This window comes from Stenotrophomonas sp. (genome assembly GCF_031995405.1).
Taxonomy (GTDB): Bacteria; Pseudomonadota; Gammaproteobacteria; order Xanthomonadales; family Xanthomonadaceae; genus Stenotrophomonas.
Window position 1 is genome coordinate 6,267 of sequence record NZ_DAMAGC010000018.1, and the last position, 18,264, is coordinate 24,530.

The following is an 18,264-nucleotide window of genomic DNA, read 5'->3' on the forward strand; positions in this document are numbered from 1 at the left end:
CGACCCACCCCCATCGCCCGGCAACGGTAGAGCCACGCCATGCGTGGCTGCGACCCACCCGCACCGCCCGGCAACCGTAGAGCCACGCCATGCGTGGCTGCGACCCACCCGCACCGGCCGATAACGCAGAGAGCCGGGCAATGCCCAGCTCTCTTTACGACGCGATACGACCCCTTACCCGTCAGAACGACCAGTTGAACGTGATCGACCCATTGCGGCCATCGCCGTACGCACCATACCCATTGATCTGCGAGAAATACTTCTTGTCCAGCAGGTTGTTGAGATTGGCCTGCACGCTGAACTCCGGCGAGATGCGGTAGCGCACGAACGCACTGACCAGCGCGTAGCCGTCCTGCTCGATGCGGCCATACGCCGGCACCGGGTAGTAGATGCGGTTCTGCCAGTTGGCACCGCCGCCGACGGTGAGTGCGGTCAGCGACTGCGGGGTGTAGCTGGTGAACAGCTTGATCGTGGTCTGCGGCAGGTTGGTGTTGATGTCCGCGTCGTTGATGTCCTTGGCCACGTAGCGCGAGGCACCGAAGGTGGCGTTCCAGCCCGGGGCCAGCTCGCCGTTGAGTTCCAGTTCGAAGCCACGGCTGACCGTGCCGCGTGCGGCGATGTAGGCGAACTCATTGGGGCTACCCTGTACCGGCTCGGTGGTGGCCTGGCCGACGTTGTCCTGCTCCATGCGGAACACCGCCAGTGACGCGTTCAGGCGGTTGTCGAACCACGCGCCCTTGACGCCCACTTCGTAGCTCTTGCCGTCCACCGGATCGAGGTAGCTGCCCTCGCGGTTCTTCAGCGTCTGCGGTTGGAAGATCTCGGTGTAGCTGGCGTAGGTGGAGTAGGTATCGTTGAGGTCGAACACCAGGCCGGCGTACGGGGTGGTGACCTTGTGCGAACGGTCGGCGCCTTCACCCTCGCTCTTCCAGTCGGTGTAACGCGCGCCGAGGATCAGCTTGAGCGGATCGGCCAGCGACAGGCGGGTAGCGGCATAACCAGCCTTCTGGGTGATGGTGCCTTCGCTCTGCAGCGGCAGGGTGGCGGCCCAGTTCGGTTCCGGGAAGGTGCCTACACCGGCCAGGTAGTTGTCCAGCGGTGCCCAGCCCACCTGGTAATCGCCGTAGTTGGCGAATTCGCGCTTGTTGTAGCTCAGGCCGGCCATGAACTGGTGCTCGCGGCCGAACAGCTGGAACGGGCCTTCCACGAAGCCGTCCACCGCGTTGACCTTGCGCTCGGTGTTGTAGAAACCTGCCGAGGGCGTGACGCCCGCGCCGGTGGTCTTGTCCAGCAGCGAGGCGCCCGAGGTCCAGTCGTTGTAGGCCGGATAGAACAGCTTGTCATCGGCCTTGGTGGTGTCATGCGTCGCACCAAGCTTGACCTTCCAGTCGTTGGCGAAGGCATGCTCCAACGTGGCGAACAGGCGCTTGCTGGTGGTGTCCCAGTAGGTCCAACCCGGGTTGGCGCTGAACGATTCGTCGAACGGGGTCGGGCTGCCATCGGAGAACAGCATCGGGAAACCGCCCCAGGTGACGCCGTTGGCGCGCTTCTGCTGGTAGTCGTAGCCCACGCTCAGCTGCGTGTCCGGGGTCAGGTCGGCGTCGATCACCGCATAGCCCAGCGTCTTGTGCTGGTCGTAGCGGTCCATCTGCGATTCGGTGTCGAGGTAGCTGCCGATCACGCGTGCGCGCACCGAACCGCTGGCGTTTAGCGGCGTGGTCACATCCACGGTGCTGCGGGTGCGGCCCCAGCTGCCGACGTTGACCGACACGTTGCCAGTCAGCTCGGCGCTGTCGGCGTGCTTGCGGATCAGGTTGACCGACGCCGACGGATTGCCCGCGCCGCTGAGCAGGCCGGTGGCACCACGGACCACTTCCACGCGGTCATACAGGGCCAGGTCCAGGCCGGAATCGCCGTAGCTCCAGTTCTGCACCATCTGCGTGGGCAGGCCATCGAACTGGTAGCTGTCGATGTAGAAGCCGCGCGCGTAGAACTCGGTGCGCTCGGTGTCGGACTGGGTGCTGCTCACACCGGTGGTGTTGGCCAGCACGTCGATGATGTCGTCGAGGTTCTGGTCCTCGATGCGCTGGTGGCTGATGATGCTCACCGACTGCGGGATCTCGCGCGGGGCCAGGTCGAAGCGGGTGCCGGCCGAGGTCTTGCGCACCGAATAGCCTTCGGCGCGCTCGCCCTTGACCACGATCCTGTCCAGGGTGGTGGCATCGGGGGCTGCGGCATCGTCGGCGAAGGCAGGCGCGGCGAACAGCGCGCACAGCGCGACGAGCACGGCCTGCGACAGGCGGCGTTGGGGCAGGGCGCGGGACAGCACAGCGGAAGAACGGGTCATCGGCGTTTCCAGGGCGGCGGCACGCACATGGCCGATGTCCGTCGGTGGCCAGGCGTTTGGCGGTAGGGGGGGGGGTCGGTGCGCGACTCGGTACCGAACTCCGCCGCGCCTCCCTGGCGCGAACGGGATCACAGTATGTTAATGCGAATCATTGCTATCAGCAATTCGGCTGGATGCGACGCCGGCTGAAGCCTTCATGGTTCCCCCGCACCCCTTGCTGCACAAGGCCCGCGAGGGAAAGGGCGGCGGATTAACATCGGCGGTCGTAGGCTGGACACCAGCACTTGCGCAGCAGGAGAACGGTCATGGTGGCCCGGAACACGATCTGTCTCTGGTACGACGGCACCGCCCTGGAGGCGGCCACTTTCTATGCCCAGACCTTCCCGGACAGTGCGGTGCACGCGGTCCACCATGCCCCGGCCGACTTCCCGTCCGGCAAGCAGGGCGACGTGCTGACCGTGGATTTCACCGTCGCCGGCATTCCGTGCATCGGCCTCAACGGCGGCCCGGCGTTCAAGCACAGCGAGGCGTTCTCCTTCCAGATCGCCACCGACGACCAGGCCGAGACCGACCGCCTGTGGAATGCCATCGTCGGCAATGGCGGTGAGGAAAGCGCCTGCGGCTGGTGCCGCGACAAGTGGGGCCTGTCCTGGCAGATCACGCCGCGCGTGCTGACCGACGCGGTGACCAGCAAAGACCCGGCGGTGGCCAGGCGCGCGTTCGAGGCAATGATGACGATGCGCAAGATCGATGTGGCGAAGATCGAAGCGGCGGTGCGCGGCTGAGCACCCGTCTTCGGGTTACAGCGGCACGTCCAGGCCACGCTTCAACGTGCTCAATGCCACGGCGGTGCGGAAACGCTCGATGTTGTCGTCGTTGCCGAACAGGCGCGCGCTGATCGCCTCGTATTCTTCCATCGAGGCGGCGGTGAGGATCAGCAGGAAATCGGCATCGCCGGTGATGGCGTAGCACTGTTGCACGGCGGGATCTTCCTGCACGCGGCGGCGGAACGCGGCAACGCGGTGCGGCTGCTCGCTGGCCACCCGCACCTCGACCATGATCGTCAACGGGCGGCGGAGTCGGCATTGATCCAGCACGGCCACGTTGGCGCGGATGATGCCGGCCTCCTGCAGGCGCTTGATCCGGCGCTGGACCGCCGGCGCGGACAGGTGCACCGCGTCGGCGATCTCGCGCTGCGGGGTGGTGTTGTCGCGCTGGAGGATGGCCAGGATGGCGCGGTCGAAGTCGTCAGGGCTGTAGGGGACGGCAGACATGGGCGAGTGAAACGTGCAGGAAGGCACCTGCAATTGAGCCTTTGCTTCGGTCCGGACGCAATATGCTGGTGCGATGTCGACATCACGCCTCGCTTCGCTCGTCCCCGTCCTGGCCGTCCTCGGCTCGGTCACCGCCCTGTCCGTGGGCACCTCCTTCGCCAAGCAGCTGTTCCCGCTGATCGGCGCGCAGGGCACCAGCGCGTTGCGCGTGGGCTTTTCAGCGCTGGTGCTGCTGGCGGTGTTCCGGCCGTGGCGCTGGACCACCACGCGCGCCGATGCCGGGGCGATCCTGCGCTACGGCATCACCCTGGGGGTGATGAACCTGCTGTTCTACATGGCGCTGCGCACGATTCCGTTCGGCATCGCGGTGGCGATCGAGTTCTGCGGGCCGTTGGCGGTGGCGATGTGGTCCTCGCGCCGGCCGGTCGATTTCGTCTGGGTCGGCTGCGCGCTCGCGGGGTTGTTGCTGCTGCTGCCGTTGGGACACGGTGCGCCGCTGGACCCGGTCGGGGTGATGTTCGCGCTGGGGGCGGCGGTGTGCTGGGCCCTGTACATCATCTTCGGTAAGCGCGCCGGCCACCTGCATGCCGGGCATACAGTGTCGCTGGGGCTGTGCGCGGCGGCGCTGGTGGTGGTGCCGGTGGGCGTGGCGCACGCGGGCATGGCGCTGCTGGACCCGAAGATCCTGCTGTTCGGCCTGGGCGTGGCGATCGTCTCCAGTGCGATTCCGATGTCGCTGGAGATGATGGCGCTCAAGCGTCTGCCGAAGGAGACGTTCGGCATCCTGATCAGCATGGAACCGGCTGTGGCCGCGCTGCTGGCGATGGGGCTGCTGGCCGAACACCTGACCCCGCTGCAGTGGGCGGCCATCGGCTGCACGGTGGTGGCCTCGGTGGGCAGTACGCTGACGGCACGGCGGGTGGCGCCGCCCGTACCGGTCACGTGATCCGGTAGTGCCGGCCGCTGGCCGGCTCCCCTTGCCGCTGGATCGCGAGAAGCCGGCCAACGGCCGGAACGACCGGTTCTTCAGCGCCTGACCGGCGCATCCCCGGCCACGTAGTACGCGGCCGTGCTGCGTGCCAGGGGCGCGCGCCCACGGATGCGGTCGGCGATCTTCTCGGCGATCATGATCGTGGTGGCATTGAGGTTGCCGGTGATGATGCGCGGCATGATCGAGGCATCCACCACGCGCAGGCTTTCCATGCCATGCACGCGGCCCTGGCCGTCGACCACGCTCATCGCATCGGTGCCCATCGCGCAGGAACAGGACGGGTGATAGGCGGTCTCGGCGTGCGCGCGCACGAACGCGTCCAGTTCGGCGTCGCTCTGGCACTCGGCACTCGGGCTGATCTCGCGGCCGCGATACTCATCCAGCGCGGGCTGGGCGATGATCTCGCGGGTGATGCGGATCGCATCGCGGAATTCCTGCCAGTCCTGGTCGGTGGACTGGTAGTTGAACAGGATCGAAGGATGCTCGCGCGGATCGAGCGATTTTGCATGCACGCGCCCACGGCTGGGCGTGCGCATCGAGCCTACGTGCGCCTGGAAGCCGTGTTCCTTGACCGCATTGGTGCCGTTATAATTGATCGCCACCGGCAGGAAGTGGTACTGGATGTTGGGCCACTCGAAATCCTCGCGCGTGCGGATGAACCCGCCGGCCTCGAACTGGTTGCTGGCGCCGATGCCGGTGCCGGCGAACAGCCACTCCGCGCCGATCGCCGGCTGGTTCCACCACTGCAGTGCCGGATACAGCGACACCGGCTTCTTGCAGGCGTACTGCATGTACACCTCCAGATGGTCCTGCAGGTTTTCGCCGACACCCGGCAGGTCGTGCACCAGCGGCACGCCGAGTGCGGTCAGCAGCGCCGGTGCGCCCACGCCGGAGCGCTGCAGGATCTGCGGCGAGGCGATCGCACCGGCGCACAGCAGCACCTCGCGACGCGCGGTGGCGTCGATCGGCTCGGCACTGTTGCCGGCGAGGTAGCGCACGCCCACCGCGCGCTTGCCGGCAAACAGGATGCGGTCGGTGGTGGCATGCACCACGATCTCCAGCCCGGCGCGGTCCCTGGCCATGTCCAGGTAACCGCGCGCGGTGCTGGAACGGCGGCCGCGCGGGGTGACGGTGCGGTCCATCGGGCCGAAGCCTTCCTGCTGGTAACCGTTGAGGTCGTCGGTACGCGGGTAGCCGGCCTGCACCCCGGCCTCGACCATGGCGTGGAACAGCACGTTGTTGCCGTTCTTCGGCGTGGCCACGCTGACCGGGCCGTCGCCGCCGTGGTAGTCGTTGGGGCCGATGTCGCGGGTTTCGGCCTTGCGGAAGTAGGGCAGCACGTCGGCGTAGCTCCAGTCCTCCAGGCCGTCGAACCTGGCCCAGTTGTCGAAGTCCAGCGCGTTGCCGCGGATGTAGCACATGCCGTTGATCAGCGAGGAGCCGCCCAGGCCCTTGCCGCGTCCGCACTCCATGCGCCGGTTGTCCATGTGCGGCTCCGGCTCGGTCTCATAGGCCCAGTTGTAGCGGCGACCCTGCAGCGGAAAGGCCAATGCGGCCGGCATCTGCGTGCGGAAGTCCAGCCGATAGTCCGGGCCGCCGGCTTCCAGCAGCAGCACGCTGACGCCGGCGTCTTCGGTCAGGCGCGCGGCCAGCGTGTTGCCGGCCGAGCCGGCGCCGATGATGATGTAGTCGTACTCGCGCTTCATCGTGGGGGTCTCCTGTCAGGCCGGTTCAGAACACCGACGCGTAGCGGTCCATTTCGATCTGGATGGACTTGGTGCGGGTATAGGCGCGCAGCGTGGCCAGGCCGTTCTCGCGGCCCACGCCGGACTGCTTGTAACCGCCCACCGGCATCTGCGCCGGCGATTCGCCCCAGCAGTTGACCCAGCAGATGCCGGCCTCCAGCTGGTGGATCAGGCGGTGCGCGCGGCTCAGGTCGCGGCTGACCACGCCGGCAGCCAGGCCGTACTCGGTGGCGTTGGCGCGGGCGACGGCTTCTTCTTCGCTGTCATAGGACAGCAGGCTCAGCACCGGCCCGAAGATTTCTTCGCGCACGATGCGCATGTCGTCGCGGCAGTCGCTGAACACCGTCGGCGCCACGTAGCAGCCCTTGCCCAGCGCGCCGTCGGTCAACCGCTCGCCGCCACAGACCAGGCGCGCGCCCTCGGTCTTGCCGCTGGCGATATGTTCCAGCACGCGGCGCATGTGCGCGGCGCTGACCAGCGGGCCGAAGTTGGTGTCTTCCTGCAACGGGTCGCCGATGCGGATGCGCGCGATGCGCTCGCGCAACGCCTGTTCGACATCGGCGAGCAGGTCCCTGGGCACGAACACGCGCGTGCCGTTGGTGCAGACCTGGCCGGAACTGTAGAAGTTGGCCATCATCGCCACGTCCGCGGCCAGCTCGATATCGGCGTCGGCACAGATGATCAGCGGCGACTTGCCGCCCAGCTCCATGGTCACCTCCTTGAGCGTGGAACTGGACGCGCTGGCCATGACCTTGCGGCCGGTGCTGGTGCCGCCGGTGAAGGAGATCTTCTCGATGCCCGGATGCTCGGTCAGGGCCGAGCCCACGCCCGCGCCATCGCCGGGCAGCACGTTGAAGACGCCATCGGGCAGGCCGGCTTCGGTGAAGATCTCGGCCAGCTTCAGCGCGGTGAGCGGGGTCACTTCGCTGGGCTTGAAGATCATCGCGTTGCCAGCGGCCAGTGCGGGAGCGGCCTTCCAAAGCGCGATCTGGATCGGGTAATTCCACGCGCCGATCGCCCCGACCACGCCGAGGGGTTCCTGCCGGGTATAGAAGAAGCTGCCTTCGCGCAGCGGCACCTGGCTGCCTTCCAGCCCGTGCATGACCCCGGCGTAGTACTCCAGCACGTCCGCGCCGGTGACGATGTCCACGCTGCGGGTTTCGCTCAGCGGCTTGCCGGTGTTGAGCGTTTCCAGCTCGGCCAGCGCATCGTTGCGCTCGCGCAGCAACGCCACCGCGCGCAGCAGGATGCGCGAGCGCTCCACCGTGGTCAGCGCGGCCCAGACCTTCTGGCCGGCCTGCGCGCTTTCCACCGCAGCGTCGAGATCGTCGCTGTTGGCGCTGTGCACCTTGGCCAGCACCTCGCCGGTGGCCGGGTTGGTGACCTCGAAGGTGCGGTTGCCCTGCGAGGGAACGTAGCGGCCGCCGATGTAGAGCAGTTGGTCGGGGAAATGGGGCATGTCGATGACTCCTTTGCAGCGGGGGACCAGTGGGATCAGCGGGTCAGATGCAGGAACTGCAGGTGGCGCTCGTACTGGTCGATGATGTCGTTGATGATCTGCTGGCGGCTGTAGCCGAACAGCTCGTAGTCCTGTCCACCTTCATAGAGGTGCACCTCGGCGCGGTAATAGCGCTGGTTGCGGAAGCGCTGCGCGGCGAAGGACGGAGTGAGGTAGCCGCGCATGATCACCTGGTAGGTGAACACCTGTTGTTCGCCGTGGTCGACCAGCAGTTCCATGTGGCCCGGGTCGAATTTCGTGTGCACATCCAGGCCCTTCTCGCGCAGCTGCGCGGCCACCGCCTCGATCGCCGGCTTCACGTCGGTGTCCATGAACCGGTACACCTCATCACGCACCGGGAAGTGCACCGCCTGGGTGATGCGCTGGCGCCAGCCACGCTGGTGCCGCGACTGGCCGATCAGCGGGATCGGCGAATACTGCGACGCCTTCTTGCGTTGCGACTCTTCGCCCAGCGCGCGGGTCAGCCCCCACAGCATCAGCAGCAGCACCACCGAGAACGGCAGCGATGCCAGCACCACCGCCGATTTGAGCGCGTCCATGCTGCCTGCCAGCAGCAGCCCGGCGGTGACCAGGCCGGTCATGACCCCCCAGAACACGCGAAGCCAGCGCGGACCGTCGTCCTCCGGCGCGCCGCCGTGCGAGGACAGGGTGGACAGCACCACGGTGCCCGAGTCGGCCGAGGTCACGAAGAACACGAAGCTGACGATCACGGTGACCGCGATGACCACCCGGCTCCAGGGATAGGTGTCCAGCAGTGCGTACAGCACGGTGGGCGGGTTATCGACCGCCATCTGCGCCAGCTGTACCTGGTCGTGGTGGAGGATCTGGTCCAGCGAGCTGTTGCCGAAGATCGACAGCCACGCCAGGGTGAAACCGAGCGGGATCAGCAGCACGCCGAGCACGAATTCGCGGATGGTGCGGCCGCGCGAGATGCGCGCGATGAACAGCCCCACGAACGGTGCCCAACCGATCCACCAGGCCCAGTAGAACACCGTCCAGTTGCCCAGCCAGTCCGGCCGCCCGCCATAGGCGTACACGTCGAAACTCTTGCCGACCACGTTGCCCAGGTAGTCGCCCATGTTCTGCATGAAGGCGTTGAGCAGGTACTGGGTGGGGCCGGCGAACAGCATGAACAGCAGCAGCCCGATGGCCAGCAGCATGTTGATGTTGGACATCCAGCGCACGCCTTTTTCCACGCCCGACACCGCCACCGCGATCGCCGCGCCCATCATCAGCACGATCAGCCCGACCTGCACCCACGCCGCATGCGGCACCAGGAACAGGGTGTTGAGGCCGGCGTTGAGGTGCAGCACGCCAAAGCCCATGTCCGCGCCCAGGCCGAACACCGTGGCCACGATGCCGAGCGCATCGACGGTGTAGCCGATGGGGCCGTTGATGCGTTTGCCGATCAGCGGATACAGCGCCGAGCGCAGCGCCAGCGGCAGGTTGTGGCGGTAGGCGAAGTAGGCCAGCGCCATCGCCGCCAGCGCGAACACGCCCCAGCCGTGCAGGCCCCAGTGCAGGAACAGCAGCTGCATGGCTTGCCGCGCGCTGGCCTCGCCACTGCCCACGCCGCCCTGTGGCGGCAGCAGATAGTGGGTGAGTGGCTCGGACACGCAGAAGAAGAACAGGGTGATGCTGATACCGGCCGCGAACAGCATGCCGGCCCAGGACAGATAACTGAATTCCGGTTCGTCGTGGTCCGCGCCGAGCTTGACCGTGCCGTAGCCGGACAGCGCCACGCCGACCACGAACACCAGGTACACGGTCATCGCCAGCAGGTAGTACCAGCCGACGTTGCGCGACGCCCAGGTCTGGGCATCCAGCAGCAGCACGCCGGCATCGATGGGAAACACGGTGACCAGAAGGGCGAATGCCGCCACGATCGTGGCGGCAAGCAGGAAGACCGGTCGAAGCGTGCGTACCTCGCGTTGAGGTGACTCCACAGCGCTCATGGGGTGGGGGTACTCTCGGTGCCGGTTACGGCAGACCCGGACTATTACCCCACAGGTGCTGTGGACGGGCTGTTTACGCAGCGAAGATGCCCGCCGCGCAAGGGCGGCGGGTATCGGGGGGACGCGTTACCGCAGCGCGCTGCTGGGTACGTCGATGGCCATCGCCAGGGCGAGGTGATCGGAGAACGCGGCCGGTACGGCCTCGGCGCTGCGTTGCTGCAGGCCGTCGCTGAGCAGGATGTGGTCGATGGCCCGGTCCGGGCGCCAGCTCGGGAACGTGGGCACCGCGCAGCCCGGCGGTTGCAGGTTGGTCTTGCGGTACAGCGCCTGCATTTCCGGGCGGTCGGCCAGGCAGTTGAAATCGCCCATCAGCACCGCGTTGGGGTGGTCGGTGAGCAGGTCGGCGATGAAGGCCAGCTGCGACATCCGCGAGTTGGTGCCCAGGGACAGATGCGCCACCGCCACCGCCAGCCCCTCCCGGCCTTCGCCGAACTTGGCCAGCAGCACGCCGCGCCCGCCGATGCGGCCGGGCAGGGCATGGTCCTGCACTTCCACCGGTTCCAGCCGGCTGAGCAGGCCGTTGGCGCTGGAGGCCACCCCGCCCATGCGGCGGTTGGGCTGGTGGCTCCAGTAATTGAAGCCGGCGCGCTCGGCCAGGTAGTGGGTCTGGTTGGTGAAGCCCGAGCGCAGGCTGCCGGGGTCGGCCTCCTGCAGGCCGACGATGTCGTGGCCACGGGCCAACTGTGCGATCGCGTCCAGACTGGTGCGCTTGCGCCCGGCCGGCAGTGCATGTGACCAGCTGCGGGTCACATAGTCACTGTAGCGGCGGGTGCTGCTGCCGGCCTGGATGTTGGCCGTCAGCAGGCGCAGGGTCCGCGTGGTGGGGGAATTCACGACGGTAGCGGGCTCGGTCTGGATCAGTTGCCCTTGGCGGCGCGTTCGCGGGCGATCAGGTGATCGGCGATGCGCAGCATGTCCGGGAAGCTCTTGCCCTTGACCAGGTACTTGCCGTTGACGATCACCGACGGGGTGCCGGTGATCTGGCTGCGCTGGGCGAACTGCTTGGCGGCATTGGTCTTGGCGTTCACCGCGAAGCTGCCCATGGTGCTGGCGAACTGCTTGGCATCGGCGCCGTGCTTGGCATAGAAGGCGGCGATGTCCTCAACCGAATCCTTGCCGCGCTCGCCCTTCAGGGTCTGCTCGACGTGGATGGCCGAGTACAGCGCCTCATGGGTCTTTTCCTGCAGGCCCATGCTCTGTGCGGCATAGAAGGCGCGCGCGTAGTTGTCCCAGGTGCCGCCGAACATCGCCGGCACGTACACGAAGTTGACGTCGCTCGGCAGACCGGCCTTCCACGGCCCGATCAGCGGCTGGAACGCGGCGCAGGCCGGGCACACGTAACCGAAGATCTCGGCCACTTCGATCTTGCCCGCGGCCGGCTGGAACGGCTGGCCGTTTTCGATCACCACATAGTCGGTGCCTGCGACCGGCTCCGGGCCGGTCGGACGCGAGGACGCCGGTGCCGGTGCGGGAGTGCTGGCGGCAGCGGCGGCGGTCTCGGCGGCGGAGGATTCACCGCTGGCGGCCGGGGCCTCGTTGTTGGTCGCCGGTGCGGCATCGCTGGCCGGGGTGCTGCTCGGGGCAGCCGGCGCGGTCGGCGCGGCGGTATTGGCGGTGCCGTCCTGGGCCTTGCAGGCCGCAAGGATCGGCAGCAGGGCCACCAGGGCAATGGCGAAACGGGTCTTCATCTAGGCATCTCCAACGGATGAACAAGGTGGGGCCGGCGCACGGGGCGCCGGCTCAGGGGGAAATAATGGCATGCGGCCACGCGCGTCCCGCGTACACGGTGTGTGACGGTTCAGCGAGCCTGCACTCAGCGCCTGGGCTGGGTGCGCGCCTGGGCGATGAGCGCATCGGCGTTGCGCAGCATCGATTCGAACGAGTCGCCCTTGACCAGGTAACGGCCGTTGATCACCAGCGCCGGGGTGCCCGGCACCTTGGTGCGCTGGGCGAAGGCGCGCGCGGCCTTGAGCTTCTGTTCCACCGCATCGCCCTTGATGGTGGCCAGGAAGGTCTCCGGGGCCACGCCGTAGGTCTTGTAGAAGCCGGCCAGTTCGTCCGGGGACACGTTCTGCATCGGCAGCGTCTGCTTGTCATGCAGGGCCTCGAACATCGCGCGGTGGCTGCGCTTGGCCACGCCCAGCTGGTCGGCGGCGAAGTAGGCACGGGCGAACGAATCCCAGATCCCGCCGAACGCGGCCGGCACCGGGGTGAAGCGGACGTCCTTGGGCAGCTTGGCGGCCCAGGTTTCCAGCTGCGGCTCGAAGCGCGCGCAATGCGGGCAGGTGTAGCCGAAGATTTCCACCACTTCGATCTTGCCGGCCAGCGGCGCATACGGGCCGGGGGCTTCGATCACTTCGTAGTCGGTGCCTTCGACCAGCTTGGTCGGCGTGGCGGCCAGGGTGGTCAGGGGGCTCAGGGCCAGCAGCAACAGCATCAGGCGGGGCATCAACGTCATCTACATCCATCTCCATCGGAAAAAACAACGCCGGCCCAGTGCCGGCGTGGCGGTGAACATAACCCGCCACGGGGGCGGGGCGGCGACTGCGCCGCCGAGCGGTCCTTACGGCGCCTTGGCCGGTTGCGTGGCGGTCACCGCGGCCACGTCGTCGGCGCGGTTGTGCAGGCCCTGCAGATAGCTGCCCAGTGCCTGGATTTCCTGTTCGGTAAGCTGCCTGGCAATGCTGGCCATGATCTGGAAGTGCGCCTTGTCGGTTTCCTGGGTGGTGCCGGCCTGGTACTCCTGCAGCCGGCGCGACACATACGCGGCGTGCTGGCCACCCACGTGCGGGTAGGCCGGGCCCGGGTTGCCGGCGCCGGTGGGACCGTGGCAGGCCATGCAGGCCGGGATGCCCCGTTGCGCGTCTCCGCCGCGATACAGCTGCTGCCCGATCTCGTAGAACTTCTTGCCGGCATACGGACCTTCGCCGACCAGGCCATCGTCGGCAAGCCCGGCGCCGGCCTTCTGCGTTGCGAAATACGCACCGATGTCGCGCATGTCCTGCGGGGTGAGGTCCTGCACGAAGGGCACCATCGCCGCCGATGCGCCGGAGGTGCGCTGGCCGTTGGCGATCAGCGCCATCTGCTGGGCCACGTAGCGTTCGCTCTGCCCGGCGATGCTGGGGTACATCTCCACGGTGGAATTGCCATCGGCCGAGTGGCAGGCCGCGCAGGCGGCGGCCTTGGTCTGGCCGGCCTTGGCGTCGCCCCATTTGGTCTTGCTGAAATCGACCTCCAGCGAGGCGGTCTTGATCGGCCCGTTGTCGGGCAACGGGGTGATCGAGGTCTGGGCGACCGCAACGGCGGCCAGCAGCGATACAGCGACAGCGGAAACGGCAAGAACGCGAGCGTGGCGCATGCGGAAGCTCCGTGTGGACCGGCCTGGCGAGTGCAGGCTGCACTGGCTGAGGATCGCCCGATTATCCATGCGCTTTCGCGCCACGGTCAACGCAGGGTGCAGCAAAACCGGTCGGCGGCAGCGCGGATGCGGCCCGGACATGCGATCCTATGCCCATGTCATTGCTCCTCGAACGTGCCCACTATCTGCTTTCGGCCCACAACACCCGGCAATTGCCGGAGGATGTCGGGGCCGAAGTTGCCTTTGCCGGACGCTCCAACGCCGGCAAATCCAGCGCCCTCAACGCCCTGACCCGCCAGAACAGCCTGGCCCGGGTCTCCAAGACCCCCGGCCGCACCCAGCAGCTGGTGTTCTTCGAGGTCACCCCGGAGGCCAAGCTGGTCGATCTGCCCGGTTACGGCTACGCCAAGGTCCCGCTGGACCTGCAGGCCCACTGGCAGGCCTTCATCGACCAGTACTTCCGCACCCGCGAGGCGCTGCGGGGCCTGGTGGTGGTGATGGACATCCGCCACCCGCTGAAGGACTACGACCGCCAGATGCTGGCCTACGCGGTGCAGCGCGGCCTGCCCGCGCACGCGCTGCTGACCAAGGCCGACAAGCTCGGCCGGGGCCAGCAGGGCATCGCGCTGCAGAAGGTTCGCAAGGAACTGCAGTCCTCCTTTGGCGATACGGTCAGCGTGCAGACCTTCTCCGGTCCGGCCCGCCAGGGCGTGGACGAGGCCCGCGGGATCATCGGTGGCTGGCTGGGGTTGAACAAGCCGGCGCCGGAAACGGCCTGACACCTGCACCTGGGGGGAGCCGGCCAGCGGCCGGCATTACCGGGTGGGTAACGGGGCGTATTCGCCCGGGACCCACGCGAACGCATCCCCCTCGCGCCGCACGTGCCCCAGTCCGGGGAACGGCAGGTGCGCGCCAGCCACCCACCAGCCCTGGTCCGCGGCCTGCGCCATCATCGTGCGCCGGCTGACGATGGCGGCGGCGCGGTCGCTGTCGGCCTCGTAGGACGCCTGCGGCTGGGCGAACTGCACCGCGTGGAAGTGCACGATGTCGCCCCACACCAGCAGATGCTGGCCGCCGCCATCGATGCGGTAGGACACATGCCCGATCGTGTGGCCGTGGCTGTCCAATGCGCTGATGCCGGTCGGCAACGCCTCCCCGGCGGCGAAGCGCTTCAATCGTCCCCGGGTCGCATACGGTGCCACTGCCTTGCGCGCAAGCGCGAAGGCAAAGCGCACGCCCTGCGGCGCGGTCGCTTCGCTGGCCGGATCGAGCCAGTAGGCGGCGTCGGCGGCGGACAACCACACCGTGGCATTGGGATAGGCGACCTTGTCCTGTGCATCGAGCAGGCCGCACAGGTGGTCCGGATGCGCGTGGGTGAGCAGCACGTCATCGACCTCGGCCGGGTCGTAGCCGGCCGCGCGCAGGTTGCCCAGCACCTGGCCCAGGCCGGGGCCGAAGCAGGTGGCCGTGCCGGTGTCGATCAGGGTGAGGTGGTCGCCCTGCTGCACCAGGTAGGCGTTGACCGCCGTCTGCAGGCCCTTGCCGTCTTCAGGCACGTAGCGGTGGTCAAGCAGGCGGGTGACCTTGCCGGCATCGATGCCCACCAGTTCCTGCCGACCGAGCGCGACGGTGCCGTCGAACAGCGCGGTCACCTGCAGCGTGCCGATCTGCTGGTGGTACACACCGGGCACCTGTTCGTGCGGGGTGTGGGTGGTGGCGGCGAAGGTGGGGCTGGCGACGGCCGCCAGCAACAAGGCGGCAGCGAGCGCGCGGACGCGGGGCAGGGACATGGGTGTTTCCGGGCAGGGCGGCAGCGCCGCGATGCCTCCATGCTGCGCGCGTGGGTTGCCGCGATCCGCTCAGAATGCCGCGCGATCCGCTCGCTCAGCTGTTGCCGATCGCCGCCGGTTCCAGGCCGTATCGGGCGGCGAATCGCTTGGTGAAGCTGCCCAGCGAGCGATAGCCCACGCGCGCGGCCACGGTCTTGAGCGGCAGGCGGGTGGTGTAGAGCAGGTTCATCGCGTGGGCCAGCCGCGCATCGGCGATCAATCCGCGCACGCTGGCCTGCTCGCTGGCCAGCCGGCGGCGCAGGGTGGCACCGCTCAGGCCGAGCTGTTCCTCGAAGTCGCGCGACTGCCAGTCACGTTCGGGCTGGGCGGCGATCAGGTCGCGGATGCGTTCGCCCAGGCTCGGCTCGGGTGCGACCAGCAGGCTGCCATGGCCACGGCGACAGAACGCCAGCACCAGCGCGGCCAGCGCCAGCCGCGCCTCGGTGTAGCGGGCGTGCTCCAGTGCGCTGCGCCATTGGCGAAGGAGGTCGCCGTGTTCGGCCAGCGACAACCGCGCGAGCGCGTCGCCGGCCTCGGGCAGTGGCTCGTTCCACAGCACGCGCGCGGCCGACAGCGCCTCGGCGCACAGCGGCACGATCGCACTGAGGTACACGCCGGATTCCGGATCGGGGATGTTGACCACGTCGATGCGGCAGCGTCGGGTGATCAGGAACAGGTCGCCGGGCACGAAGGTGAGCGACTGCTGGGCGGTGGCTACCTGCTTGCGTCCCTGCAGCAGGATCGCCAGCTGTGGCTGCGGAATGTCCACCGAGGAGGCGCCGTGCTCGCGACGTGCGGTGATGCAGGCGTAGCCGTCGGCGCGCTGGCAGTCGGCCAGGCTCGCCATCTCGGCCAACAGCGGATCGGGGTGCACGCGGGTATCCATTACCGCGCAGTATCGAACAACTGGCCGATCAGCGCTGCCGCGCCCATCGCCAACGCGCCCCAGAACATCACCCGGAGTGCGCCGCGCAACGGCGGTGCGCCACCGGCGCGTGCGGCCATCGCGCCGGTCAGGCCCAGCCCGGCCAGGGTAACCACTGTGGTCACTTCGGCGACGTGGTCGTGCGGGGCGAGCAGGGCGGTCAGCACCGGCAGTGCCGCGCCACAGACGAACGCACCGGCCGACGCCATGGCCGCCTGCAGCGGACGCGCACGCAGTTCTTCGGTGATGCCCAGCTCGTCGCGGGCGTGTGCGGCCAGGGCGTCGTGCGCGGTCAACTGCACCGCCACCTGCTGGGCCAGCTCGGGGCTGAGCCCGCGATGGCGGTAGATCGCGGCCAGCTCTTCCAGCTCGCTGTGCGGGTCTTCGTGCAGCTCGCGTTTTTCCACGGCCAGGTCGGCCACTTCGGTGTCGGCCTGGGACTGCACGGACACATACTCACCGGCCGCCATCGACATCGCACCGGCGACGGTGCCGGCAATACCGGTGGCCAGCACGGTGGCTGCGCTCGCGCCGCTGGCGGCGATGCCGACCACCAGCCCGGCGATCGAGACGATGCCGTCATTGGCGCCGAGCACGGCCGCGCGCAGCCAGCCGACGCGATCGGAACGATGGACTTCGGGATGTCTGGATCGGCTCATGCCCACAGTCTAGGGGCTGCGCCGGGCCGAAGGCGGAATGCGTCGCAGCGGCGCTTCCGGCCGGTCAAGCCCTTTTCAATAGGATGCTGAAAACCGTCACGGTGACACGACGGTGGGGGACGCCACGATATAGTGCGCCCTTGCGATGCGGGGGCCTGGACCCCACATCCCCGCCCTGACCAGAATCCTGCGAGCCTCCCCTTGTCGAGCCCCAGCCACGTCGCCGAGACGCCGATCACCGACCGAAATGAACTGGTCGCCACGCTGGCCTCCGGCGAAAAGCCCAAGGCGCAGTGGCGCATCGGCACCGAGCACGAGAAGTTCGGCTTCCGCCTGGACGATCTGCGTCCGCCCACCTTCGAAGGCGATCGCGGCATCGAAGCCCTGCTCAACGGCCTGACCCGCTTCGGCTGGGCGCCGGTGCAGGAAGGCGGGCACACCATCGCGCTGCTGCGCGACAACGCCTCGGTCACGCTGGAACCGGCCGGCCAGCTGGAACTGTCCGGCGCGGCGGTGGAGACCATCCACGATACCTGCGTGGAAACCGGTACCCATCTGAACGAAGTGGCGCAGGTGGCCGGCGAGCTGCAGCTGGGCTTCCTCGGCATGGGCTTCCAGCCGAAGTGGACGCGCGATGAAATGCCGTGGATGCCGAAGGGCCGCTACCGCATCATGCGTGACTACATGCCCAAGGTCGGCACGCTCGGCCTGGACATGATGACCCGCACCTGCACGGTGCAGGTCAACCTGGATTACGCCACCGAAGCGGACATGGTGAAGAAGTTCCGCGTGTCGCTGGCGCTGCAGCCGATCGCCACGGCGCTGTTCGCCGATTCGCCGTTCACCGAAGGCAAGCCCAACGGCTACCAGAGCTACCGGTCGCACATCTGGACCGACACCGACAACGACCGCACGGGCATGCTCGACTTCGTGTTCGAAGACGGGTTCGGTTACGAGCGTTACGTGGATTACCTGCTCGATGTGCCGATGTATTTCTCCTACCGCGACGGCACCTACCACGATGCCAGCGGGCAGAGCTTCCGCGATTTCATGGTGGGCAAGCTGCCGGCGCTGCCGGGCCAGTTGCCGACGCTGCGCGACTGGTCGGACCACATGACCACTGCGTTCCCGGAAGTGCGCTTGAAAAAGTACCTGGAAATGCGCGGTGCCGATGCCGGTCCGTGGAGCCGCCTGTGCGCCTTGCCGGCGTTCTGGGTAGGGTTGTTGTATGACGATGCCGCACTCGACGCGGCCTGGGACCTGGTGCGTGATTTCAGCCTGGTCGAGCGCAACGTGCTGCGCGATGGCGTGCCGAAGCACGGGCTGAAGCTGCCGTTCCGCAATGGCACGGTGCTCGATCTGTCGCGCGAGGCACTGAAGATCGCGGTGGCCGGCCTGAAGCGGCGCGCTGCGCGTAACGTGGATGGCCAGGACGAGAGCAAGTTCCTGGAGGTGCTGCAGGAGATCGTGGATTCGGGCCTGACCCCGGCCGATCGGAAGTTGGCGCTGTTCCATGGCGAGTGGAACCAGAACATCGATCCGGTGTTCAAGGCGTTCGCTTACTGAGTTGGGCGGAAGCGGTAGTCGGTGAGTCGGACGCTG

At 67.8% G+C, this 18,264-nt stretch carries 16 protein-coding genes; 4 read left to right on the forward strand and 12 right to left on the reverse strand.

All coding sequences use genetic code 11. The features are described 5' to 3' along the window. Nucleotides 1–181: 181 nt before the first annotated feature. Complete coding sequence (fhuE, locus tag RTO53_RS04945; protein ID WP_312236764.1) at nt 182–2,347, reverse strand: ferric-rhodotorulic acid/ferric-coprogen receptor FhuE; 2,166 nt, start codon at nt 2,345–2,347, stop codon at nt 182–184. 305 nt (nt 2,348–2,652) lie between these two features. Between fhuE and RTO53_RS04950 the strand changes: the two genes are divergently transcribed. Continuing rightward, nucleotides 2,653–3,132, forward strand: a complete 480-nt coding sequence (locus RTO53_RS04950; RefSeq protein WP_312236765.1) for a VOC family protein — start codon at nt 2,653–2,655, stop codon at nt 3,130–3,132. Nucleotides 3,133–3,147: 15 nt separating this feature from the next. On the opposite strand, the gene RTO53_RS04955 is transcribed toward RTO53_RS04950, so the two are convergent. Continuing rightward, nucleotides 3,148–3,621, reverse strand: a complete 474-nt coding sequence (locus RTO53_RS04955) for an Lrp/AsnC family transcriptional regulator (protein WP_312236766.1) — start codon at nt 3,619–3,621, stop codon at nt 3,148–3,150. 73 nt (nt 3,622–3,694) lie between these two features. Here RTO53_RS04955 and RTO53_RS04960 point away from each other — a divergent pair, with 73 nt between their 5' ends. Further along, nucleotides 3,695–4,567, forward strand: a complete 873-nt coding sequence (locus RTO53_RS04960) for an EamA family transporter (RefSeq protein ID WP_312236767.1) — start codon at nt 3,695–3,697, stop codon at nt 4,565–4,567. Nucleotides 4,568–4,647: 80 nt separating this feature from the next. On the opposite strand, the gene betA is transcribed toward RTO53_RS04960, so the two are convergent. The 7 genes from betA to RTO53_RS04995 form a co-directional block, all read right to left on the reverse strand. Then, nucleotides 4,648–6,318, reverse strand: coding sequence for a choline dehydrogenase (gene betA, locus RTO53_RS04965; RefSeq protein WP_312236768.1), 1,671 nt, complete (start codon nt 6,316–6,318; stop codon nt 4,648–4,650). A gap of 25 nt (nt 6,319–6,343) precedes the next feature. Next, nucleotides 6,344–7,816: a betaine-aldehyde dehydrogenase gene (betB, locus tag RTO53_RS04970; RefSeq protein ID WP_312236769.1), complete on the reverse strand. Its 1,473-nt coding sequence runs from the start codon at nt 7,814–7,816 to the stop codon at nt 6,344–6,346. Between the two features lie 35 nt (nt 7,817–7,851). Further along, nucleotides 7,852–9,831, reverse strand: a complete 1,980-nt coding sequence (gene betT, locus RTO53_RS04975; RefSeq protein WP_312236770.1) for a choline BCCT transporter BetT — start codon at nt 9,829–9,831, stop codon at nt 7,852–7,854. A gap of 126 nt (nt 9,832–9,957) precedes the next feature. Beyond that, entirely contained in the window at nt 9,958–10,695 is a 738-nt protein-coding gene (locus RTO53_RS04980) for an endonuclease/exonuclease/phosphatase family protein (RefSeq protein ID WP_312236797.1), read from the reverse strand. 53 nt (nt 10,696–10,748) lie between these two features. Continuing rightward, nucleotides 10,749–11,579: a thiol:disulfide interchange protein DsbA/DsbL gene (locus tag RTO53_RS04985; RefSeq protein WP_312236771.1), complete on the reverse strand. Its 831-nt coding sequence runs from the start codon at nt 11,577–11,579 to the stop codon at nt 10,749–10,751. 125 nt (nt 11,580–11,704) lie between these two features. Then, a complete protein-coding gene (locus RTO53_RS04990) occupies nt 11,705–12,349 on the reverse strand; it encodes a thiol:disulfide interchange protein DsbA/DsbL (RefSeq protein WP_312236772.1) in 645 nt (214 codons plus the stop codon). Nucleotides 12,350–12,454: 105 nt separating this feature from the next. Further along, nucleotides 12,455–13,249: a c-type cytochrome gene (locus RTO53_RS04995; protein ID WP_312236773.1), complete on the reverse strand. Its 795-nt coding sequence runs from the start codon at nt 13,247–13,249 to the stop codon at nt 12,455–12,457. A 155-nt stretch (nt 13,250–13,404) separates the two neighbouring features. Between RTO53_RS04995 and yihA the strand changes: the two genes are divergently transcribed. Beyond that, the gene (gene yihA, locus RTO53_RS05000) at nt 13,405–14,028 is read left to right on the forward strand and encodes a ribosome biogenesis GTP-binding protein YihA/YsxC (RefSeq protein ID WP_038686269.1); all 624 of its coding nucleotides are present in this window, start codon (nt 13,405–13,407) and stop codon (nt 14,026–14,028) included. 36 nt (nt 14,029–14,064) lie between these two features. Here yihA and RTO53_RS05005 read toward each other — a convergent pair whose 3' ends face one another. From RTO53_RS05005 to RTO53_RS05015, 3 genes are all read right to left on the reverse strand, one after another. Continuing rightward, nucleotides 14,065–15,039 (reverse strand): MBL fold metallo-hydrolase, encoded by a 975-nt coding sequence (locus RTO53_RS05005; RefSeq protein ID WP_312236774.1) that lies wholly within the window; start codon nt 15,037–15,039, stop codon nt 14,065–14,067. Nucleotides 15,040–15,133: 94 nt separating this feature from the next. Continuing rightward, nucleotides 15,134–15,925, reverse strand: coding sequence for a helix-turn-helix domain-containing protein (locus RTO53_RS05010; RefSeq protein WP_312236798.1), 792 nt, complete (start codon nt 15,923–15,925; stop codon nt 15,134–15,136). A 38-nt stretch (nt 15,926–15,963) separates the two neighbouring features. Next, the gene (locus RTO53_RS05015) at nt 15,964–16,662 is read right to left on the reverse strand and encodes a VIT family protein (protein ID WP_312236775.1); all 699 of its coding nucleotides are present in this window, start codon (nt 16,660–16,662) and stop codon (nt 15,964–15,966) included. 201 nt (nt 16,663–16,863) lie between these two features. Between RTO53_RS05015 and RTO53_RS05020 the strand changes: the two genes are divergently transcribed. Beyond that, nucleotides 16,864–18,228, forward strand: coding sequence for a glutamate--cysteine ligase (locus RTO53_RS05020; protein WP_312236776.1), 1,365 nt, complete (start codon nt 16,864–16,866; stop codon nt 18,226–18,228). The last annotated feature ends 36 nt before the right edge of the window (nt 18,229–18,264 follow it).

Bases quoted from the DNA above. Each gene is read 5' to 3' on its own strand.
- RTO53_RS04985 (WP_312236771.1), bottom strand. From the start codon at position 11,579: ATGAAGACCCGTTTCGCCATTGCCCTGGTGGCCCTGCTGCCGATCCTT.
- fhuE (WP_312236764.1), bottom strand. From the start codon at position 2,347: ATGACCCGTTCTTCCGCTGTGCTGTCCCGCGCCCTGCCCCAACGCCGC.
- RTO53_RS05015 (WP_312236775.1), bottom strand. From the start codon at position 16,662: ATGAGCCGATCCAGACATCCCGAAGTCCATCGTTCCGATCGCGTCGGC.
- RTO53_RS04990 (WP_312236772.1), bottom strand. From the start codon at position 12,349: ATGACGTTGATGCCCCGCCTGATGCTGTTGCTGCTGGCCCTGAGCCCC.
- RTO53_RS04950 (WP_312236765.1), top strand. From the start codon at position 2,653: ATGGTGGCCCGGAACACGATCTGTCTCTGGTACGACGGCACCGCCCTG.
- RTO53_RS04960 (WP_312236767.1), top strand. From the start codon at position 3,695: ATGTCGACATCACGCCTCGCTTCGCTCGTCCCCGTCCTGGCCGTCCTC.
- betA (WP_312236768.1), bottom strand. From the start codon at position 6,318: ATGAAGCGCGAGTACGACTACATCATCATCGGCGCCGGCTCGGCCGGC.
- betB (WP_312236769.1), bottom strand. From the start codon at position 7,816: ATGCCCCATTTCCCCGACCAACTGCTCTACATCGGCGGCCGCTACGTT.
- betT (WP_312236770.1), bottom strand. From the start codon at position 9,831: ATGAGCGCTGTGGAGTCACCTCAACGCGAGGTACGCACGCTTCGACCG.
- yihA (WP_038686269.1), top strand. From the start codon at position 13,405: ATGTCATTGCTCCTCGAACGTGCCCACTATCTGCTTTCGGCCCACAAC.
- RTO53_RS05005 (WP_312236774.1), bottom strand. From the start codon at position 15,039: ATGTCCCTGCCCCGCGTCCGCGCGCTCGCTGCCGCCTTGTTGCTGGCG.
- RTO53_RS04995 (WP_312236773.1), bottom strand. From the start codon at position 13,249: ATGCGCCACGCTCGCGTTCTTGCCGTTTCCGCTGTCGCTGTATCGCTG.
- RTO53_RS04955 (WP_312236766.1), bottom strand. From the start codon at position 3,621: ATGTCTGCCGTCCCCTACAGCCCTGACGACTTCGACCGCGCCATCCTG.
- RTO53_RS05010 (WP_312236798.1), bottom strand. From the start codon at position 15,925: ATGGCGAGCCTGGCCGACTGCCAGCGCGCCGACGGCTACGCCTGCATC.